The sequence below is a fragment of the Vogesella alkaliphila genome (assembly GCF_014652475.1).
Lineage (GTDB): Bacteria > Pseudomonadota > Gammaproteobacteria > Burkholderiales > Chromobacteriaceae > Vogesella > Vogesella alkaliphila.
On sequence record NZ_BMYW01000003.1, the window covers coordinates 350,945 to 370,038 of the forward strand.

16 protein-coding genes are annotated in these 19,094 nt (G+C 66.1%); 14 read left to right on the top strand and 2 right to left on the bottom strand.

The genetic code is table 11. The annotated features are described in order from the left end of the window. Nucleotides 1–10: 10 nt before the first annotated feature. Nucleotides 11–982: an octaprenyl diphosphate synthase gene (gene ispB, locus IE100_RS07195; RefSeq protein WP_189373406.1), complete on the bottom strand. Its 972-nt coding sequence runs from the start codon at nucleotides 980–982 to the stop codon at nucleotides 11–13. Nucleotides 983–1,165: 183 nt separating this feature from the next. Here ispB and rplU point away from each other — a divergent pair, with 183 nt between their 5' ends. From rplU to IE100_RS07235, 8 genes are all read left to right on the top strand, one after another. Next, nucleotides 1,166–1,477 carry a 50S ribosomal protein L21 gene (rplU, locus tag IE100_RS07200; RefSeq protein ID WP_189373407.1) on the top strand — a complete coding sequence of 104 codons (312 nt, stop codon included), beginning with the start codon at nucleotides 1,166–1,168 and terminating at the stop codon, nucleotides 1,475–1,477. A 13-nt stretch (nucleotides 1,478–1,490) separates the two neighbouring features. Continuing rightward, nucleotides 1,491–1,766 (top strand): 50S ribosomal protein L27, encoded by a 276-nt coding sequence (rpmA, locus tag IE100_RS07205; protein WP_047966597.1) that lies wholly within the window; start codon nucleotides 1,491–1,493, stop codon nucleotides 1,764–1,766. 162 nt (nucleotides 1,767–1,928) lie between these two features. After that, nucleotides 1,929–3,134: a GTPase ObgE gene (obgE, locus tag IE100_RS07210; protein ID WP_189373408.1), complete on the top strand. Its 1,206-nt coding sequence runs from the start codon at nucleotides 1,929–1,931 to the stop codon at nucleotides 3,132–3,134. A 42-nt stretch (nucleotides 3,135–3,176) separates the two neighbouring features. Beyond that, complete coding sequence (locus IE100_RS07215) at nucleotides 3,177–3,614, top strand: hypothetical protein (RefSeq protein WP_189373409.1); 438 nt, start codon at nucleotides 3,177–3,179, stop codon at nucleotides 3,612–3,614. Nucleotides 3,615–3,689: 75 nt separating this feature from the next. After that, nucleotides 3,690–4,979, top strand: a complete 1,290-nt coding sequence (locus tag IE100_RS07220) for a hypothetical protein (protein ID WP_189373410.1) — start codon at nucleotides 3,690–3,692, stop codon at nucleotides 4,977–4,979. Further along, complete coding sequence (locus IE100_RS07225) at nucleotides 4,976–5,677, top strand: hypothetical protein (RefSeq protein WP_229800269.1); 702 nt, start codon at nucleotides 4,976–4,978, stop codon at nucleotides 5,675–5,677. The genes IE100_RS07220 and IE100_RS07225 overlap by 4 nt, the downstream gene beginning before the upstream one ends. Next, a complete protein-coding gene (locus tag IE100_RS07230) occupies nucleotides 5,677–8,487 on the top strand; it encodes an AAA family ATPase (protein WP_189373411.1) in 2,811 nt (936 codons plus the stop codon). Before IE100_RS07225 ends, IE100_RS07230 begins: the two co-directional genes overlap by 1 nt. A 180-nt stretch (nucleotides 8,488–8,667) precedes the next feature. Further along, nucleotides 8,668–9,405, top strand: a complete 738-nt coding sequence (locus IE100_RS07235) for a M48 family metallopeptidase (RefSeq protein WP_189373412.1) — start codon at nucleotides 8,668–8,670, stop codon at nucleotides 9,403–9,405. 75 nt (nucleotides 9,406–9,480) lie between these two features. Here IE100_RS07235 and IE100_RS07240 read toward each other — a convergent pair whose 3' ends face one another. After that, nucleotides 9,481–10,629, bottom strand: coding sequence for a glycerate kinase (locus IE100_RS07240; RefSeq protein ID WP_189373413.1), 1,149 nt, complete (start codon nucleotides 10,627–10,629; stop codon nucleotides 9,481–9,483). Nucleotides 10,630–10,774: 145 nt separating this feature from the next. Here IE100_RS07240 and IE100_RS07245 point away from each other — a divergent pair, with 145 nt between their 5' ends. From IE100_RS07245 to IE100_RS07270, 6 genes are all read left to right on the top strand, one after another. After that, nucleotides 10,775–11,641, top strand: coding sequence for an MBL fold metallo-hydrolase (locus IE100_RS07245; RefSeq protein ID WP_189373414.1), 867 nt, complete (start codon nucleotides 10,775–10,777; stop codon nucleotides 11,639–11,641). Nucleotides 11,642–12,007: 366 nt separating this feature from the next. Continuing rightward, nucleotides 12,008–13,441 (top strand): high affinity choline transporter 1, encoded by a 1,434-nt coding sequence (locus IE100_RS07250; RefSeq protein WP_189373415.1) that lies wholly within the window; start codon nucleotides 12,008–12,010, stop codon nucleotides 13,439–13,441. Nucleotides 13,442–13,566: 125 nt separating this feature from the next. Continuing rightward, a complete protein-coding gene (locus IE100_RS07255) occupies nucleotides 13,567–14,466 on the top strand; it encodes a DMT family transporter (protein WP_189373416.1) in 900 nt (299 codons plus the stop codon). A gap of 22 nt (nucleotides 14,467–14,488) precedes the next feature. Further along, nucleotides 14,489–14,893 (top strand): carboxymuconolactone decarboxylase family protein, encoded by a 405-nt coding sequence (locus IE100_RS07260; RefSeq protein WP_189373417.1) that lies wholly within the window; start codon nucleotides 14,489–14,491, stop codon nucleotides 14,891–14,893. 114 nt (nucleotides 14,894–15,007) lie between these two features. Further along, nucleotides 15,008–15,505, top strand: coding sequence for a thiol peroxidase (gene tpx, locus IE100_RS07265; protein ID WP_189373418.1), 498 nt, complete (start codon nucleotides 15,008–15,010; stop codon nucleotides 15,503–15,505). Between the two features lie 750 nt (nucleotides 15,506–16,255). Further along, a partial coding sequence (locus IE100_RS07270) for a DUF4347 domain-containing protein (protein ID WP_229800270.1) occupies nucleotides 16,256–19,094 on the top strand: 2,839 nt, incomplete at its 3' end.

Sequence of the window (19,094 nt, forward strand, 5' to 3'; positions counted from 1 at the left end):
TAAAACGGGGTCAGGCGTCGCGGCGTACCGACAGTCGCGCCAGCTCGGCCAGCGCGGTCTTGTAGTCGCTGTCCGGCAGCGGGGCCAGTACCGCGATGGCGCGTTCGGCGGCTTTTTCCGCCTCGCCGCGCGCGTAGTCCAGCGCGCCGCAGGATTGTACCGCAGCCATCACTTCGCCGAAACGCTCGCGGCTGGCGGCTTCCAGCGCCTCGCGCACGGTGGTGGCGGCCTGCTCGCTGCCCTGGCGCATGGTGTAGATCAGCGGCAGGGTGACCTTGCCCTCGGCCAGGTCGTCGCCGACGCTCTTGCCGATGGTGCCGGCGTCGCCGCTGTAGTCCAGCACGTCGTCGATGATCTGGAACGCGGTGCCCAGGTGCATGCCGTAGTCGGCCAGTGCCTGTTCCTGCTCGGCGCTGGCGCCGGCCATGATGGCGCCGACGCGGGTGGCTGCCTCGAACAGCTTGGCGGTCTTGTACTGGATCACCAGCAGGTACTGTGCTTCGGTGAGGCTGGTGTCGCCGATGTTCAGCAGCTGCAGCACCTCGCCCTCGGCGATGATGTTGGTGGCGCCGGCCATCACTTCCAGGATGCGCATATTGTTGCTGGCGACCATCATCTGGAAGGCGCGGGTGTACAGGAAGTCGCCGACCAGCACGCTGGCGGCATTGCCGAACATCGCGTTGGCGGTCTGGCGGCCGCGGCGCATGTCGGATTCGTCGACCACGTCGTCGTGCAGCAGGGTCGCGGTGTGGATGAACTCCACCATCGCCGCCAGCTCGTGCAGGTACGGCTCGCCGTAACCCATGGCACGGCCGGCCATCAGCGTCAGCACCGGGCGCAGGCGCTTGCCACCGGCAGAAATGATGTATTCCGCTACCTGGCGGATCAGGACGACGTCGGAATGCAGGCGCGTGCGGATGACCTGGTCGACAGCTTGCATATCGTCGGCGGTCAGCGTGCGAAACAGCGGAGTGGAGGACATTGCTACCGGTTCAAATGGTCGGGAAAACCGCGCGATATTAGCAGACAAGGCCGCTGTGTTGCCACGGCAAACACGTTTGCCACGCAGTGTCGACAAAAATATTGACATCTATCAGGCACTTGCGTATATTTTCGCGTTCTTCGCGCACACTGCGCGCAAGAAAGAATCTTAGGAGCTATACGAATGTATGCGGTCGTAAAAACTGGCGGTAAACAGTACAAAGTTTCCGTTGGCGAAAAACTTAAAGTAGAACAGATACCTGCAGACGTCGACAGCCAGATCGTACTTGAAGAAGTGCTGATGATTGCTGACGGTGAGCAAGTTTCCGTAGGCGCCCCTCTGGTAGCCGGCGCAACTGTCAAGGCAACCGTGGTTGCTCATGGTCGTGGCGAGAAGGTACGTATCTTCAAGATGCGTCGCCGTAAGCACTACCAGAAGCATCAGGGTCATCGTCAGAACTACACCGAAATCCGCATCGACGCGATTTCCAAGTAAGGGATAAATAGACATGGCACACAAAAAAGCAGGCGGTAGTTCCCGCAACGGTCGTGATTCCGAAGCCAAACGTCTGGGCACCAAAGCCTACGGCGGCGAGCTGATCCCGGCTGGTTCCATCATCATCCGTCAGCGTGGCACCCGTTTCCACGCTGGTGAAAACGTTGGCATGGGCAAGGATCACACCCTGTTCGCCAAGGTTGACGGCTACGTGAACTTCGCGGTTAAAGGCGCTGCCCAGCGCAAGACCGTTAGCGTTGTTCCGTACACTGGTGTTGACGCAGAGTAATTCTGTAGCCACCGGAAAAAGCCCTATCGCACGATAGGGCTTTTTTGTTTGTTCGATTATCGTATTGGCCACACGAGGTGTGAGGCGCAAGGGGCTGCGGCCAACCTTGGGCAGCCGGCGGCCGTTTGCGCCTGACTCCTCGCAAGCATTTAGGAGAGTTTCATGAAATTTATCGACGAAGCCCGCATTGAAGTGCGCTCCGGCAAGGGCGGCAACGGTTGCTGCAGCTTCCGCCGTGAAAAATTCGTACCACGCGGCGGCCCGGACGGCGGCGACGGCGGCCGTGGCGGCGACGTGATCGCGGTGGCCGATGAAAACATCAACACCCTGGTCGAATACCGCTTCGTGAAGAAATACCTCGCCGACAACGGCGAGAACGGCCGCGGCGCCGACTGCTACGGCAAGGGTGGCGACGACATCCGCCTGCGCCTGCCGGTCGGCACCCAGATCTACGACGAGCACACCGGCCAGCTGATCGCCGACCTGACCTTCCACGGCCAGGAACTGGTGCTGGCCAAGGGCGGCAAGGGCGGCCTCGGCAACATCCACTTCAAGAGCTCGCTCAACCGCGCGCCGCGCCAGTTCACCCGCGGTGAAGAGGGCGAGATCTACAACCTGCGCCTGGAGCTGAAGGTGCTGGCCGACGTCGGCCTCCTGGGCATGCCCAATGCCGGCAAGTCCACCTTCATCCGCGCGGTGTCCGCCGCCAAGCCGAAAGTGGCCGACTATCCGTTCACCACCCTGCACCCGAACCTGGGCGTGGTGCGCATGGACGACACCTCCAGCTTCGTCATCGCCGACATTCCCGGCCTGATCGAAGGCGCGGCGGAGGGCGCCGGCCTCGGCCACCGCTTCCTCAAGCACCTGTCGCGTACCGGCATCCTGCTGCACCTGGTCGACATCGCGCCGTTCGATCCGGACGTCGATCCGGTGCGCGAGGCACGCGCCATCGTCGAGGAGCTGCGCAAGTACGACGAAGCGCTGTACAACAAGCCGCGCTGGCTGGTGCTGAACAAGGTCGACATGCTGCCGGAAGAAGAGCGCGAGCTGACCGTGTCCGCCTTCCTCGAAGCCTACGGCTGGCCGAAGACGCAGGCTGACGACCGCTTCGGCTTCGACATGACCGCGCCACGCCACTTCGTGATCTCCGGCCTGACCGGCGAAGGCACCCGCGAGCTGGTGTTCGCGATCAAGGAGTACCTCGACGTGCTGCGCGCCGCCGAGAAGAAGGCACGCCTGGAAGCGGAAGAAGCCGAGCGCGCCGCCAAGCTGGCCCGCGCCGCCGCGGCCGGTGCCGCACCGGTGGCGGTGATCCAGACGCTGGCGGCGGATGATGCGCCGGCTGCGGATGCGGATAGCGCCGAGTAAGGTGCTGCGGCCAGGGTTGGCCGCAAGGTGAGATGGGAAAGGTTGGCCGCAAGCCGTAACAGGTTTGCGGCCAACCTTGTTTTTGTCCGCGGTATCCGCAGCGCGGATGCTTTTATCTGCCGCTTGCCGCGCGGCGGCAGGAAAGGGGGATACCGCATCCCCCTTTTCAATCCCCGCTCTCCCGACGGCGCAAGAATTCCCGTGCAAACTGCCGCCATCCCGGCGCCGCCCATCCGCTGCGCTAAAAAGGGGGCGGCTTGTTTCCGGGCCGGAGACAGTTTGCACGGCTTGCGCCAACGGGATCGGGCGCGTTGGTGTGGTGCTGTCTGGCGCCGAAAATGGCTTGCGGCCAACCTTTTCGTGGCCAAAGCAGCTTTTTTCCATGTTTCTGTGTTTTTCTGTGTATTTCCGTGGCTCAAAATCCAGACTTCTTACCGCGACAAGGTTGGCCGCAAGGCGCGTCGGGTGGCGTTGCACTAAGCCAGCCGGCTCCCCGCCGCCATTGACGGCACGGCCTGTCCGCTCCGACAATCCACGGCTGTTTAACGCCGCTGGATGCTTGCCTTGGATTCCCTTTCCGATTTTTTCCGCCCCGGGCTCAGCCCGGACGCGTTGCCGGCGCTGAACCGGCTGTCGGCGGCGTGGCCGTATCTGGAGGTGTTCGTCACCCTGTTTCGTGGTGGTGACGAGGAAGTGCTGATGCGCCTCCTGGTGCTGCGCGAGCTGGGCAGCCGCGCCGAGGCGCCGTACTGGACGCCGCAGGACATCGCGCAGCGCTTCGCCTATCTCAACGACACCAAGCTGAACACCATTCTCGGCCGCCTGCGCGAGGGCGAGTTGCTGGTTTACGACAGCGACGGCGGCCACTACGCGCTGTCCGAGGCGGCGCGGGTGGCGCTGTCGGCGCTGGCGACGCTGATCGACTTTGCCGGCGACGACGTCGAGCTGGGCTATCTCGCCAGCCAGGTGGCGGCGGGGCAGGCGGTGGGGCAGGTGTCGGACGAGGCGCTGCAGCACCTGCTGGCGCGCCTGAACGAGCTGCACGCCGAGTTTGCCGATGCGCTGGAATCGCAGTCCGAATTCCGCATCCGCGCCGCGCAGCACCGGCTGGAGTCGGTGTGGCGCTGGGTGGCGAAATCCACCGACGTGGTGCGTGGCCTGACCTGCGACGAGCGGCTGAGCCTGACCACGCTCGCTCAGGCGCAGGCGATCGCGCTGGCGCAGAGCCGCATGCTGGCGCTGGCCGGCACCTTCGAGCGCCGCTTGGCGCAGCTGGCGGCGCAGCGCGTGCATCTGGGCAGCTCCGGGCTGACCTCGACCGACATCGCCGACTGGCTGCGCCACCAGGGCCTGGCCCGGCTGGCGGGGCTGGCCGACGGCGTGATCGCGGCCAACGTCGAGCCGGCGTTCCTGACCACGCCGGAGCTGGCCGACGTCGCCGAGTACGAGCTGCTCGGCCGCGAGCGCGCGCGCGAGCACGATCACGCGCTGCCGGCGGCGGCCAGCGCCGAGACCGCCGACGCGGTCGAGGCCGAACGCCTGCTGGAGGCCGAGGCGCTGTACGACACGCTGGCGGCGCTGCAGCTGGCGCCTGCGGACGGCGTGCCGATCGCCGACGCGGTACTGGCCGCCAGCTACAACGAAACCGCCTACCGTCTGTCGCTGCTGTCGCTCTTGGGCGACCCGGAAAGCCGCAGCGACCGCAGCGTGATTGCCGCGCTGGCCAAGCTGCCGCTGGCGCTCAAGGGCGGCGATGCCGTGCTGGCGCTGGACCACCCCGAGGTGGCCAGCCTGTCCGACGCGCAGCTGACCGTGACCCCGACATCCCGAGACTCAACATCATGATGGAACAATCCCTCACCGTACTGGTGTCGCGCCTGCTGGCGCACCGCGTGATTCCGCGCAGCGACGCGCTGGCGCGCCGCGCGCTGCTGGACGACGCCTTCCGCGCCGAGCTGGACCAAAGGTTGGCCGCGGTCGGCCTGCGGCTGGTGGAAAACCCCTACGCCGAGCACATCGCGGTGGCGCTGCTGCCGGCGATGACCGAGCCGGTATTCGGCTCCGGCGAAGCGTGGCTGAACAACAACCTGGGCCTGCCGCGCGACGGCGTGGCGCTGTTGGTGATCGTGTGGGCGCTGATCATCCTGCCCAAGCGCGAACGCCAGATCAGCCGCGTCGAGGCCGGCCGCGAAGGCCAGCACGACATGTTCGGCGCACAGAAGCCGCTGGAAACCGGCGGCACGGTGTCGGTCGGCATCTCCGAGGACGCGCTGTACGCCGACTTCGGCAAGCAGCTCGGCGGCCGCACCCGCTTTGCGGCCAACCTTGGCCGCCTGGTCAACCTCGGTTTCCTCAACCGCCGCAACAAGTGGCTGGAAGAAGGCCCGATGCTGGACCTGATGATCGACTACGCCGCGCTTGCGCCGCGCATCATCGAAGGCGCGCTGGCCGACGTGCTCGGCCGCCGCCAGGCCCTGCTGCAGGAGGCCGCCGCGAGCGCGCCGGCCGTAGAAACCGACAACAGCCAAGTGGAGAACGCCTGATGTTCCAGATGAAATCGGTAGAAATGGTGCACTGGGACTTCTGGCAGCGGCTGACCGTGCCGCTGGACGCGCAGATCGTCACCATCATCGGCCCCAACGGCTCCGGCAAGACCACGCTGCTGGACGCGCTGCGCACGCTGCTGGCGATCAAGTGCTCCGGCAAGCGCGACTACAAGCGCTACGTGCGCAACAACCGCGAGCCGTTCGCCTTTCTCAAGGGCGTGGTCGCCAACCCGCGCCGCCTGAACGGCGGGCTGTACCCGACGCCGTTCTTCCCGCTGTTGAGCGAGGAGGTCACCCTGCTGTGCCGCATCAAGAAGCAGGGCGGCGACTGGGTGCGCCACTACGCCATCGCCGAGGGCGACGTGGCGCTGGACAGCGCGGTGGCCGATCCGGCGCTGGCGTGGCTGGGGGTGCAGGAATACCGTCGCCGCCTGGAAGCGGCCGGCCTCACCGCCGCCGTCGGCGAGGTGCTGGCGCTGGAGCAGGGCGACACCGACAAGCTCACCGAATACACGCCGAAGCAGCTGCTGGACCTGGTGTTCCAGGTGTTCGGCGACAAGGACGTGCTCGACAACTACCAGCATGCGCGTGACGAGCAGCGCGCCGCCGAGGCCGAGCTGAACGCGCTGTCGCAGCAGCAGGAGGCGCTGGAGGTGCGTGTCGAGGCGATGAAGACGCGCGCCAACCGCTATCTGGAATGGACCGGCCTGCAAAAACGCGTCAACCGCCTGCGCGACGAGGCGCTGCCGGTGCTGGGCCTGATCGACGGCCGCAGCGCCATCACCCGGCAGTGGCAGGACTACCGCCGCTTGCAACACGACTACCTGAACGTCAGCGCCGATCACCGCGCCACGCTGCAACTGATGGCCACCCTGCGTCGCGCCGAGAGCGAGGCGCAGGCCGCCCGTGCCCAGGCCGACGGCGAGCGCCACCACGCGCAGCAGGCCTTCATGCACGCCCGCGACGCGCTGCGCGACGTGCAAAGCCGGCTCAAGGAACGCGACCGGCTGCAGGCGCTGGCCGGCCAGCAGTACGGCGACGACGCCGCCACGCTGACGCAAAGGTTGGCCGCACTGCGCCACGACGCCGACAGCCTGCGCGACAGCCTGCGCGCTGCCCGGCGCGAGCGCGACGAGCACAGCGCCGAACTGGCGGCGCTGGAAAGCGGCAAGCCGCGCGCGCCGGACGAGGTGCGCCACTTCCGCGCCGCGCTGGACGAGGCCGGCATCGAGCACAGCATGCTGTGCGACATCGTCGAGGTGACCGATGCCGCGTGGCAGGGGGCGGTCGAGGCGCTGCTCAAGCCCTACCGCCACGTGGTGCTGCTGGCCGACCCCGCCGACCGCCGCGCCGCCTGGCAGCTGGGCGAGAAATTACGCTACCGCCACTTCGTGGTGCCGGATACCGCGGCCGCGCCGCGTGCGCGTGGCGGCAGCCTCTTGGAGGTGGTGCGCTTTGCCGAACCGGCGCCGGAATGGCTGTACCAGCAGATGAACCGCGTCAGCCGCGTCGCCGACGTGGCCGCCGGTGCGAAGGAAGACGGCGACTGGATCACGCCGGAAGGCTATTTCCGCGAACGGCGCGGCGCGCGCCACATCGGCGTGCCGCAGCGCGACTTCGCCTTCGGCGAGGCGGCGCGCCAGTCGCGGCTGCTGGACCTGCGCGCCACGCTGACGACGCTGAACCAGCGCATCATCGCCGGCGAGGAGCAGCTGGTGGCCGCCACCCGCGACATCGCCGCGCTGGCCGACTACCTGTCGGGCATGGATTCCATCGCCCAGCTGGCCAGCCGCGCCGACGAATTCGCCGCGCTGGAGGCGCAGCTGGCCACGCTGGAGGCCAGCGTCGCCGCGCACGGCGCGGCACTGGCCGACGCCGACAGCGCCTGTCGCGACGCCGAAAGCCGGCACAGCGACGCGCGGCTGGCGCACGACCGCGTCTGCCAGCGCGAGCAGGACAGCCTGAACCGGCAGGCCGCGCGCCGGCTGGAAGCCCAGCAGGCGCGCCGCACCCTGCGTCGCCTGCTGGCCGAGCTGCGCGACAGCCGCAGCCACCTGCCGGCCGCGGCGCAGGACGCCGCCTACGTCGCGCAGCTGACCGAGGAATTCGAAACCGCCGCCGACGTGCGCCACGAGATCCACTATCTGGAAGAGAAACTCGCCGCCGGCGACTGGGAGTGCGACGAGGCGGTGCTGCAGCTGAAGGACAAGCTGCAGGAAGACCTGAACACGCTGGCGCGCGAATGCCAGCGCCGCCAGGCGGAGGTGGAACGCGCCGCCGGCCTCACCAGCGACGCGCGCGAGGCTTACCTTGGCAAGCTGCGCGCCACGGTGCGCGCCTACGGCAGCAACATCAAGCGCCTGGGCGAGCTGGCCGGCATCGGCGTCGAGGTCGAGCTGCCGCTCTTGTCCAACGACGACACCGCGCTGGCGCAGGCCGGCCTGACGCTGAAGTTCAACTTCGACCAGAAGGGCATGATGGGCATGAACGACGGCGAGGCCTCCGGCGGCCAGCAGGTGATGAAGTCGCTGATCCTCTTGATCGGCCTGATGATGGACGAGGCCAACCCGTCCGGCTTCGTGTTCATCGACGAGCCGTTCGCGCACCTGGACATCTTCAACATCGACCGCGTCGCCGGTTTCCTCAAGGCCACCGAGGCGCAGTACCTGATCACCACGCCCAACACCCACAACATCAACATCTTCGCGCCCTCCGGCCTGACCCTGGCCACGCGCAAGAAACGCCCCGGCGAGCAGTGGGCGCCGGCGATCCTGCAGACGCGCAGAAGGCTGGAGGCGGAAAGCTGATGTCGAGCACCCCGGTACCGGTGACCGAGGTTTTTTGCGGCCAACCTTGAGCCGGTCGTCGCGCGGCCTGGCGGCCGGTCCGGTCTGGCCGCGCGGGGTGCGCCGTTTTAATGCCATGGACATTGGTAATTTATTCCAATAGAATGCTGCGCTTTGCCAACCCTAAGCGTGATTCCATCCATGAAACAGCTCGCTCTCGTTGCCGCCCTCGCGGCTTGCCTGGCCGCTCCGGCGCAGGCGTTCAACCTCAATACCGTGCTCAGCGCCGGTACCGACCTGGTGAAGTCCGCCACCCTCAGCGACGGCGAGGTGAAGGCGATGGCCGCCGAGGCCAGCAAGTCGATGGACAAGCAGAACAAGGTGGCCGCGGCCGGCAGCGCCTACGGCAAGCGCCTGGCCAAGATCGTGAAAGGTCTGGGCAATGAAGACGGCCTGCAGCTGAACTTCAAGGTGTACCAGAGCAAGGAAGTGAACGCCTTCGCGATGGCCGACGGCACCGTGCGCGTGTACAGCGGCCTGCTGGACAAGATGACTGACGACGAGGTGCGCTACGTGATCGGCCACGAGATCGGCCACGTCAAGCTGGGTCACACCAAGAAGGCGATCCAGGTCGCCTACGCCGCGTCCGCGGCGCGCAAGGCGGCGGCCGGCAGCGGCAACAACATCGCCGCCTCGCTGTCGGAGTCGGAGCTGGGCGATTTCGCCGAGCAGATCGTGCACGCGCAGTTCTCGCAATCGCAGGAAAGCGACGCCGACGCCTACTCGGTGGATTTCCTGAAGCGCCACAACTACAACCTGCAGGGCGCGCCGGCGGCGCTGCGCAAGCTGGCCGCGCTGTTCGGCAACGAAGGCAGCGTGCTGGCCAGCCACCCGGCCCCGGGCGACCGTGCCGACAAGGTGGAAAAGCTGATCAAGTAAGCTTGACCGCTTTGCATCACGCAAAACAGCCCGCCATTGGCGGGCTGTTTTGTTGTGTCCGGCCGCCGGTTTCCGCTAGCGGCGCGGCGCCTTTCGCAGCGCCAGCAGCGCGCCGACGTTGCGCGCGCAGCGTTCCAGGTTGGCCGCGGCGTGTTCTAGCGCGTCGTCGAGGGTGGTGATCTGCTGCACGCAGGCGAACACCGCGTCGATGCCGTGCTGGTGCACCGCCTCGACACCGTCGCCGAGGCTGCCGCCGATGGCGATCACCGGCAGGCCGTGCCGCTTGGCGCGGCGCGCGACGCCGATCGGGGTCTTGCCGAACACGGTCTGGCCGTCGAGGCGGCCTTCGCCGGTGATGACCAGGTCGGCGCCGGTCAGCGCCGCGTCCAGCCCGACGCTGTCGAGCACGATGTCGATGCCGCGGCGCAACTGGCAGGGCAGGAAGGCCAGCGCCGCCGCGCCCATGCCGCCGGCGGCGCCGGCGCCGGGCACCGTGGCGATGACCTGGCCGCAGTGCTGCTCCAGCTGGTGGCCGTAGTGCGCCAGCGCCTGCTCCAGCTGCGCCACCATCGAGGCATCGGCGCCTTTTTGCGGGCCGAAGACGGTGGAGGCGCCGTGGACGCCGGTCAGCGGATTGTCGACGTCGCAGGCGATGTCGAAGCGGCACTCGGCCAGCCGCGGGTCCAGCGCGCTGCTGTCGATGTGTGCCAGCTGCGCCAGCGCGGCGCCGCCGGGCGGCAAGGGTTGGCCGCAGGCATCCAGCCAGCGCACGCCGAGCGCGGCGAGCATGCCGGCGCCGCCGTCGTTGGTGGCGGAGCCGCCCAGCGCCAGGATGATGTGGCGCGCGCCGTGGTCCAGCGCGCTGCGGATCAGCTCGCCGGTGCCGTAGCTGGTGCTGGTGAGCGGATTGCGCTCAAAGCGCGGCACGTGCTCCAGCCCGCTGGCGCTGGCCATCTCGATGACGGCGCCGCGGCCGTCGCCGAGCAGGCCCCAGTTGGCGAACAAGGGCGTACCCTGCGGGCCGGTGACGCGCTGGCGGATGCGCTGGCCTGCCGTGGCGTCCAGCAGCGCGTCCAGCGTGCCCTCGCCGCCATCGGCGACCGGCAGCCGCAGCAGCTCGGTGTGCGGCAGCTGTGACGCCAGGCCGCGGGCGATGATGGTGGCGACTTCGCGCGCGGACAGGCTTTCCTTGAATGAATCCGGGGCGATCACGATTTTGCGCATGGTGGCGGTGGAGCGGCGGGTGGTAGACAGCCGATTCTATGCCATCGCCCGCGTCGCCGGGGAATGGCTGCCGGCATGACAAAACCAAGCACTTGCTCGATAATGCGGTTTTGCCACCGACCCTTCATCTCAGGAGCCTGCCGCGATGCGCACACTGACTTCCCTGCTCGGCAATTCTCAACAACTCGACGGTGGCGCGATGTTCGGCAACGCGCCGCGCGCGGTGTGGGCCGGCTGGCTGACGCCGGATGCGGCCAACCGCGTGCCGCTGGCCTGCCGCTGCCTGCTGGTGGAGGAGGGCGACGGTCGCCGCATCCTGCTGGAAACCGGTATCGGTGCCTTTTTCGAGCCGAAGCTGCGCGAGCGCTACGGCGTGCTGGAGGCGGAGCACGTGCTGCTGGACGCGCTGGCGGCGCAGGGGCTGAGCGATGCCGACATCGACGTGGTGGTGCTGTCGCACCTGCACTTCGACCACGCCGGCGGCCTGCTGGCGGCGTGGGACGGCGGCCCGGCGCGGCTGCTGTTTCCCAATGCGCAGTTCGTGGTCGGGCGCGAGGCATGGCAGCGGGCGCTGAATCCGCATCCGCGCGACAAGGCCTCGTTCGTGCCGGAGCTGATCGCGCTGTTGGAGGCCAGCGGCCGGCTGGTGCTGGTCGACGAGGCGACGCCGGCCTGCCTGCCGCCGGACTGGCGCTTCCACATCTCCAACGGCCACACCCCTGGCATGCTGCTGGCAGAAATCCCGATGCCGGGCGGGCCACTGCTGTTTGCCGCCGACCTGATCCCCGGCGCGGCGTGGGTGCACGTGCCGATCACCATGGGCTACGACCGCTTCCCGGAGCTGCTGATCGACGAGAAGCGCGCGCTGCTGCAAAGCCTGGCCGCCGCCGGCGGCCGCCTGTTCTTCACCCACGATCCGCAGCTGGCCTGCGGCGAGGTGCTGCTCGATAGCCGGACGCAGCGTTTCAGCGTGACGGCGACGCAGGCGACATTAAGCAGGCTCGCGATTTGACCTTGTCATTGTTTAACATAATTGACGACAGTAAAGCGCATGATTGAGGCACAATAGGCCACAGCCAGTGCCTTGCATGGCGCTGGCGATACGCCTGTTTTTACGTAGCGTTATCTAACTATAACTCGATGAAATCGCTGGATTTTTCCGGTGGTTTCTTGCGGTGCAGCACAAAACCCCGACGCCGTGACGGTGTCGGGGTTTTGTTTTTTGTTGTGCCGAAGTGTTTAAAAAATTGCTCATTCACGGGGTGCGCTGGCTATAATGCCCGCACAACAAAGGTGAGGTCCGGGCCTGTGTCGCACGCGCTGCGCAGGCGGGATCATCATTCTGACAACACTACCAAGGATTAAGGAGACGGAAGCAATGCTCGTCTGGTTCGTCGTTCTGTATCTGGCCGTTACTGTCGGTATCGGCCTCTATGCCTCAACCCGCGTGCACAACGCGAAGGATTTCGCCGCCGGCGGCCGCAGCATGCCGTTCCACATCGTGGCGGCGATGGTGTTTGCCACCTGGTTCGGTTCCGAGGCGGTGCTGGGCATTCCGTCCACCTTCATCGAGGAAGGCTTTGCCGGCATCGTCGAGGACCCGTTCGGCTCCTTCGGCTGCCTGATGCTGGTCGGCATCTTCTTCGCCCGCCCGCTGTACCGCCTCAACCTGCTGACCATGGGCGATTTCTTCCGCCAGCGCTACGGCTCGACGGTGGAGGTGATCACCAGTATCGCCATCATGCTGTCCTACCTGGGCTGGATCGCGGCGCAGCTGACCGCGCTGGGGGTGGTGTTCAACGTGCTGTCCGACGGCAGCATCAGCACCACGCAGGGCATGCTGATCGGCTCCGCCATCGTGCTGGTGTACACCCTGTTCGGCGGCATGTGGTCGGTGGCGCTGACCGACTTCTTCCAGATGACCATCATCGCCGGCGGCCTGATCTACCTGGTGGTGCTGTTCAGCGGCATGGCCGGCGGCGCCGACAAGGTGATCGCCAAGGCGGCCAGCGACGGCAAGTTCACCTTCATCACCAGCACCGAACCGCGCGACATCGTCGCCTTCATCGGCGCGGCGGTGACCATGATGCTGGGCTCCATCCCGCAGCAGGACGTGTTCCAGCGCGTGATGTCGGCCAAGAGCGAGAAGATCGCGGTGCGCGCCACCCTGGTCGGCGGCGTGTTCTACCTGGTGTTCTGCATGCTGCCGATCTTCCTGATCTACGCCGCGTCGATGATCAAGCCGGAACTGGTGCAGCACTGGCTGGCCGAGGACGCGCAGATGATCCTGCCGCGCATGATCCTGGAGGAAACGCCGCTGTTCGCGCAGGTGATGTTCTTCGGCGCGCTGCTGTCGGCGATCATGTCCACCGCGTCCGGCACCCTGCTGGCGCCGTCGGTGATCTTCGTCGAGAACATCTTCAAGCAGTTCCGCCCGAAGATGAGCGACCGCGAGTTCCTGCTCGCCACCCGTGCCGCCATCCTGGTGTGCGCGTTCGGCACCACGTTGTTCGCGCTGTATTCCGATGCCTCCATCTACGAGATGGTGGGCAATGCCTACAAGGTGACGCTGGTGTCGGCGGTGGTACCGCTGGCCGCCGGCCTGTTCTGGAAACGGGCGACCACGCAGGGCGCGCTGCTGGCGATCCTGCTCGGCGTCGGCAGCTGGATTCCGCTGGAACTGAGCTACAGCGACGACGCGTTCTGGCCGCCGCAGCTGGCCGGCCTGCTGCTCAGCGCGCTGGGCATGCTGCTGGGTTCGCTGACACCACAACGCTTTGCCGTGCGCCAGCTGCAGGTGCAGCGCGCCTGACGATTGCAGAAGTACTCCTGGGGAAGGGGACTGGCCGGGGCAACGCTCCGGCTTTTTTTCATGAACAGTCTGTTGCCGTGGCGCGCCTTGCCAGGCTTGCGGCCAACGTGGCAAGGTAGCGGGCCATGACGAAACCATTCCCCTCGCCGCGGCTGGCCTATCTGCTGCTGGCGCTGACCGCGCTGTTCTGGTCCGGCAACTTCGTGCTGGCGCGCGCGATGCACGCCAGCGTGGCGCCGATGACGCTCTCCTTTGCGCGCTGGAGCATCGCGCTGTGCCTGCTGCTGCCGTTCGGCGCTGCGCCGGCGTGGCGCCAGCGTGCGCTGTGGCTGCCGCACTGGCGCCGCTTGCTGCTTCTGGGACTGCTGGGCGTGACCGGTTTCAATTCGCTGGTGTACTGGGGCCTGCAGTACACCGCCGCCACCAACGGCGTGCTGCTCAATTCCTTCATCCCCATCCTGATCGTGCTCTTCGGCGCGCTGTTCTTCGGCGTGGCCATCGCCCGTCGCCAGGCGCTGGCGGTGGCGATCTCCTTTGCCGGCGTGCTGCTGGTGGTGGCGCACGGCGACTGGCAAAGGTTGGCCGCACTCGACATCAACCGCGGCGACGCGGTGGTGTTCCTGGCGATGGTGGCGTGGGCGCTGTACACGCTGCTGCTGCGCGGCCTGCCGCCGGCGCTGGACCGCATCGGCCTCTTGACGCTGCAGGTGGCGATCGGCCTCGCCGGCATCGCGCCGCTGTTCGCCTGGGAGCTGGCCGGCGGCCGCCACACGCCGCTGAACGCCGCCACGCTGGCCACCTTCGCCTACGTCGGCACCCTGCCGTCGGTGGCGGCCTACTATTTCTACAATCTCGGGGTGACGCGCGTCGGCGCGGCGCGGGCCGGCATGTTCATCCACCTGATGCCGATGTTCGGTGCGCTGCTGTCCATGCTGTTCCTCGGCGAGGCGCTGCAGCTGTACCACCTGGCCGGCATCACGCTGATCCTGGCCGGCGTCACGCTGGCGACGCGTAGTCACACCTGAAACCCCACGCAAGGAGAGCAGCATGAGCGAACAGGACAAACAGGCCGGGCTGGCACGGCGCACGCAGGTGATGGGCGAGGCCTTCGCCAGCCGCGCGATGAGCGGTCTCGACGGCTTCAACCGCCCGCTGCAGGACTGGCTCAACGAGCACGCCTGGGGCAGCACCTGGCAGCGCGACGGGCTGGAGCTGAAAACGCGCAGCCTCTTGACCTGCGCGATGCTGGCGGCGCTGGGACGCAGCCAGGAGCTGAAAGGCCACATCCGCGGCGCGATCAACAACGGCGCCAGTCTGGTGGAACTCCGCGAAACCCTGCTGCACTGCGCGGTGTACGCCGGTGCGCCGGCGGCGGTGGAGGCCTTCCGCGCCGCGCGCGAGGTGCTGGACGAGCTGGGACTGTCGCTGCCGGAACACGAGCAGGACAGTTGACGCGTAAAACAGGCGCGGCTTGCGGCCAACCTTGTTGCCAGCAGGGTTGAATTCTGCGGCACATGCCCCACACTCAGCTGATCACCCACCCTTCTTTTGAAAAGGAAGCATCCGATGGCAACCGTTACCCTGCGTGGCAATGCTGTAGACGTGGCCGGCGCCCTGCCGGTCAAAGGCGACAAGGCTCCGGCGTTCAGCCTGACCAATGGCGATCTGGCCGATGTCGGCCTGGCCGCCTTCGCCGGCAAGAAGAAGATCCTCAACATCTTCCCGTCCATCGACACCCCGACCTGCGCCACCTCGGTGCGCAAGTTCAACGAGAAGGCCGCCGGCCGCGACGGCGTGGCGGTGCTGTGCATCTCCGCCGACCTGCCGTTCGCGCAGAAGCGCTTCTGCGGCGCCGAAGGCATCGAAGGCGTTGCCAACCTGTCCACCTTCCGCCACGCCGAGTTTGCCGAAGCCTACGGCGTGAAGCTGGCCTCCGGCCCGCTGGCCGGCCTCACCGCGCGCGCGGTGGTGGTGCTGGACGAGAACGACACCGTGCTGCACAGCGAGCTGGTGGCCGAGATCGGCAGCGAGCCGGACTACGACGCGGCACTGGCGGTGCTGTAAGACACCTGTTGCCAACGTTGGCCATGGCAGCAAAAGGCTCCCTGCGGGGAGCCTTTTGCTATGGGGGCCACCGTCAAGCACGGCGGCTCCCGCTCGGCAAGACGGCCGCGCCGCACGGGCAAAACTGGCCGGCGGTTTCCTTCCGTGACGCTGATCGCGGGAAGTGCTCGATGCACCTGGCGTCGCCGCTTGGCAACCACTGCTTTTCCGCCGCGGTCCACCGGGGATCGATAAAGAACCCCCTGTTCTTCCGGTTGCGGGATACCGGTCATTTAGTGGAGAGGTGGCTTTTTATGGATTTTGGTTTATTGTTTTCGTGCTTTTTTATAGGAAATGCATGGCAATGCCTATTTGATAAATTTTCATAAAACTTTGCTCAATATTATTTAAAAGACATAATTTTTTTTGCAATGACAATGAGGTGCTAGTATGCAAAAAAGCTTTAAATGAACGTGTAATGTTGCCCCGGGTGGTGTTTGGATCGGCACCGGGTGTTGCACGGTCTACAGGCGCGTTGGCCGCTGCGATTGCTTTTCTGCGCGAGTGGCAGTGCTCATCCAAGTAAGGAGTTGCCGCATGCCCCAGCTTGACCGCTGCAAAACAGCAACCGTGTCACCACTGATGTCTTCTCTGTTGGCACTTGAACCGCGTGTGATGTTTGACGCGGCGGTAGTGAGCAGCCTGGCAGAAACCCAGCTGGCAGAAGCGCCGCCCCCGATACCTGACCATAGTGCAGATGGTACTGGGCATTTGCCGGACAGCTTGTCGCCGGGTGCCGACGCCGAGCCGGCGGCACCACCGGTGCAGGTGGTATTTGTGGCGGCGGAGTTGTCCGCCCTGTCCCCGGCACTGACAGCCTACCCAGCTGGTAGCGAGGTAGTGCAGCTCGCGGCGGGCAGCAATGCTCTGCAGCAGATGGCGGATTATCTGGCGGGGCGCAGTGGCATCACGGCCATCCATCTTCTGTCGCATGGTGTCGCAGGAACGCTACAGCTGGGGGAGTTGGTGCTGGATGCGGCCAACCTGGATCGTTACAGCAGCCAGCTGACGGCGATCGGCCAGAGCCTGGCGAGCGATGGTGACATCTTGCTGTATGGTTGCAGCATTGCTGCTGGTGCCGAGGGACAGGCACTGATCGGCAAGCTGGCCAGTCTGAGCCAAGCCGATGTGGCAGCGTCCACCGACGCCACCGGCGCGGCACGCTTAGGAGGCGACTGGGTGCTGGAGCGCAGCAGTGGCCAGATCGATGTGGACGCCCTGAGTTTCGGCTTTGACGCGTTGCTAGCGCGGCCTGTGACCGGCACCACCGATTTCACTCCATTGGATGGCTACAGCTATAACCCCTCAGGCAGCGTGGTGAACGCCGGCAATGTCCAAGGCTGGGACTTCACACTGCAACTGGGCGCCACCAATAACGGTGGTCAGTTGATCCTTATCGAGAAGCCCGGCTCGGTGACCACGGAAACGGTGGACGGCTACAGCGACGGCAATATCCCGATCTCCTATTTCAGCGTCAAGTCCAACGACAGCAGCCGCTTCACTTTGAATTCCATCGGCGTGGTGCTGAACGGCTACAATTCGGGCATCACCGGCGGCAATCTGCAACTGGTCGGCTATATCAACGGCACCGCGGTGAGCGGCGCGACGCTGACGCTGAATGTGGGTGATGCGCTGCAAGGCAGCGGCACGCTGGTGACTTTCAATGTGTCCGGTAACAGTGCCTTCCAGGGCATCGACTCCTTCCGGGTGCTGGCGACTAGCGGCAATAATGTAACTGGCATGATAGGTATCGGCGCCATCAATGCCATCAATTTCGGCTTCGCGCCCACCCTGACCGCCAGCGGTGGCTCCAGCGCCTACAGCAGCGGCACCGGCACCGCGGTGGTGGTGGATAGCGGCATCACGCTGTCCGATTTAGACAGCAGCACTCAGGCCAGCGCCACGGTGTCCATCACCGGCAACTTCCACAGTGGCGAGGACGTGCTGGCCTTCACCAACAATGGCAGCACCATGGGCAACATCACGGCCAGCTACAACAGCGGCACCGGGGTGCTGACGCTGACTTCCAGCGGCGCGACGGCCACCCTGGCGCAATGGCAGGCGGCCTTGCGCGCGGTGACCTATTCCGACAGTTCGCTGTTGCCCAACACCAGTTCTCGCACTATCAGCTTCGCTATCAATGACGGCGCGATCAACAGCAGCGCGGTGACCAAGACGGTGACGGTGGCGGCGGATTCCGTGCCGGTGCTCGGCAACCTGAACGGAGACAACCCCACCTTCACCGAGAAAGGCGGCGCGGTGAAACTGGACGTGGGCACCGTGGTCACGGTAACGGACAGCGATACTCCCAACTTCAACAGCGGCAACCTGACCGTGCACATTTCCGCCAACGGCCAGAGCGGCCAGGATGTGCTGGGCGTCGACACCAGCGGCACGGTGTCCTTGTCCAGCGGCACCAGCGTCGGCAGCGTGGTGACGGTGGGCGGGGTGAGCATAGGCGTGATCGCCAGCAACGGTGACGGCGTCGGCGGCCACGATCTGATCGTGACCTTCAACAGCAACGCCACCCCGTCGCGGGTGGCCACGTTGCTGGCGGCACTGACTTACAACAACACCAGCAATGATCCCGACACTGCCACCCGCACCATCAACGTCAGCGTCAACGACGGTCGCGGCGGCACCGGTTCCGGCAATGTGACGGTGGCGGTGGCGGCGGTGAACGACGCGCCCACCGGTAGCGCCACGGCCTCCAACCCCACCTTCGCGATGGGCGGCGCAGCGGTCCAGGTGTTCAGCGGAGCCAATATCGGCACGCTGGAGAGCAGTCAGAGCGTGATTCTGCTGATGCTGACCGTGTCTGGCCTGCAAGACGGCAGCAATGAAATTCTGTCCATAGACGGCAGCAATGTGGCACTGACCAACGGCAACTCGGTCACCACCAGCGGCAACGGCCTGAGCGTTACCGTTGCACTCTCCGGCGGCACTGCCACAGTGTCCATCAGCAGCAGTGGCATCTCTGGCAGCACCGCGGACAGCGTGATCAACGGCATCACCTATCAAGACAGTAGCGGCAGCCCCACCGCCGGCAACCGGGTGGTGGCGCTGACTGGTGTGCAGGACAACGGCGGCACCAGCAATGGCGGGGTGGACACGACCAGCTTGGCATTGACCTCCACCGTCATCGTCGCAGTGGTGCCGGTGGTGACTACCAGTGGCGGCAGCGCGGCCTTTACCGCCGGTGACAACACCACGTCTATCCCGGTGGCGATAGACAACGGTCTCTCCGTTACCGACAGCGCCAGCCCCACGCTGGTCAGTGCCACCGTGTCCATCACCGGCAACTTCCACAGCGGCGAAGACGTGCTGGCATTCAGCAACACCAACAGCAGCACCTACGGCAACATCGCCGCCAGCTACCACGCCGGCACCGGGGTGTTGACGCTGACGTCCAGCGGCGGCACCGCCACGTTGGCGCAGTGGCAGGCGGCGTTGCGAGCGGTGACCTACACCGACACGGCGATCACCCCCAATACCGCCACCCGCACCGTCAGCTTCCAGGTCAACGACGGCAGCGCCAGCAGCAGCGTGG

What these genes read in the sequence shown, in the direction of transcription:
- ispB (WP_189373406.1), bottom strand. Translation starts at nt 982, where the DNA reads ATGTCCTCCACTCCGCTGTTTCGCACGCTGACCGCCGACGATATGCAA.
- rplU (WP_189373407.1), top strand. Translation starts at nt 1,166, where the DNA reads ATGTATGCGGTCGTAAAAACTGGCGGTAAACAGTACAAAGTTTCCGTT.
- rpmA (WP_047966597.1), top strand. Translation starts at nt 1,491, where the DNA reads ATGGCACACAAAAAAGCAGGCGGTAGTTCCCGCAACGGTCGTGATTCC.
- obgE (WP_189373408.1), top strand. Translation starts at nt 1,929, where the DNA reads ATGAAATTTATCGACGAAGCCCGCATTGAAGTGCGCTCCGGCAAGGGC.
- IE100_RS07220 (WP_189373410.1), top strand. Translation starts at nt 3,690, where the DNA reads ATGCTTGCCTTGGATTCCCTTTCCGATTTTTTCCGCCCCGGGCTCAGC.
- IE100_RS07225 (WP_229800269.1), top strand. Translation starts at nt 4,976, where the DNA reads ATGATGGAACAATCCCTCACCGTACTGGTGTCGCGCCTGCTGGCGCAC.
- IE100_RS07230 (WP_189373411.1), top strand. Translation starts at nt 5,677, where the DNA reads ATGTTCCAGATGAAATCGGTAGAAATGGTGCACTGGGACTTCTGGCAG.
- IE100_RS07235 (WP_189373412.1), top strand. Translation starts at nt 8,668, where the DNA reads ATGAAACAGCTCGCTCTCGTTGCCGCCCTCGCGGCTTGCCTGGCCGCT.
- IE100_RS07240 (WP_189373413.1), bottom strand. Translation starts at nt 10,629, where the DNA reads ATGCGCAAAATCGTGATCGCCCCGGATTCATTCAAGGAAAGCCTGTCC.
- IE100_RS07245 (WP_189373414.1), top strand. Translation starts at nt 10,775, where the DNA reads ATGCGCACACTGACTTCCCTGCTCGGCAATTCTCAACAACTCGACGGT.
- IE100_RS07250 (WP_189373415.1), top strand. Translation starts at nt 12,008, where the DNA reads ATGCTCGTCTGGTTCGTCGTTCTGTATCTGGCCGTTACTGTCGGTATC.
- IE100_RS07255 (WP_189373416.1), top strand. Translation starts at nt 13,567, where the DNA reads ATGACGAAACCATTCCCCTCGCCGCGGCTGGCCTATCTGCTGCTGGCG.
- IE100_RS07260 (WP_189373417.1), top strand. Translation starts at nt 14,489, where the DNA reads ATGAGCGAACAGGACAAACAGGCCGGGCTGGCACGGCGCACGCAGGTG.
- tpx (WP_189373418.1), top strand. Translation starts at nt 15,008, where the DNA reads ATGGCAACCGTTACCCTGCGTGGCAATGCTGTAGACGTGGCCGGCGCC.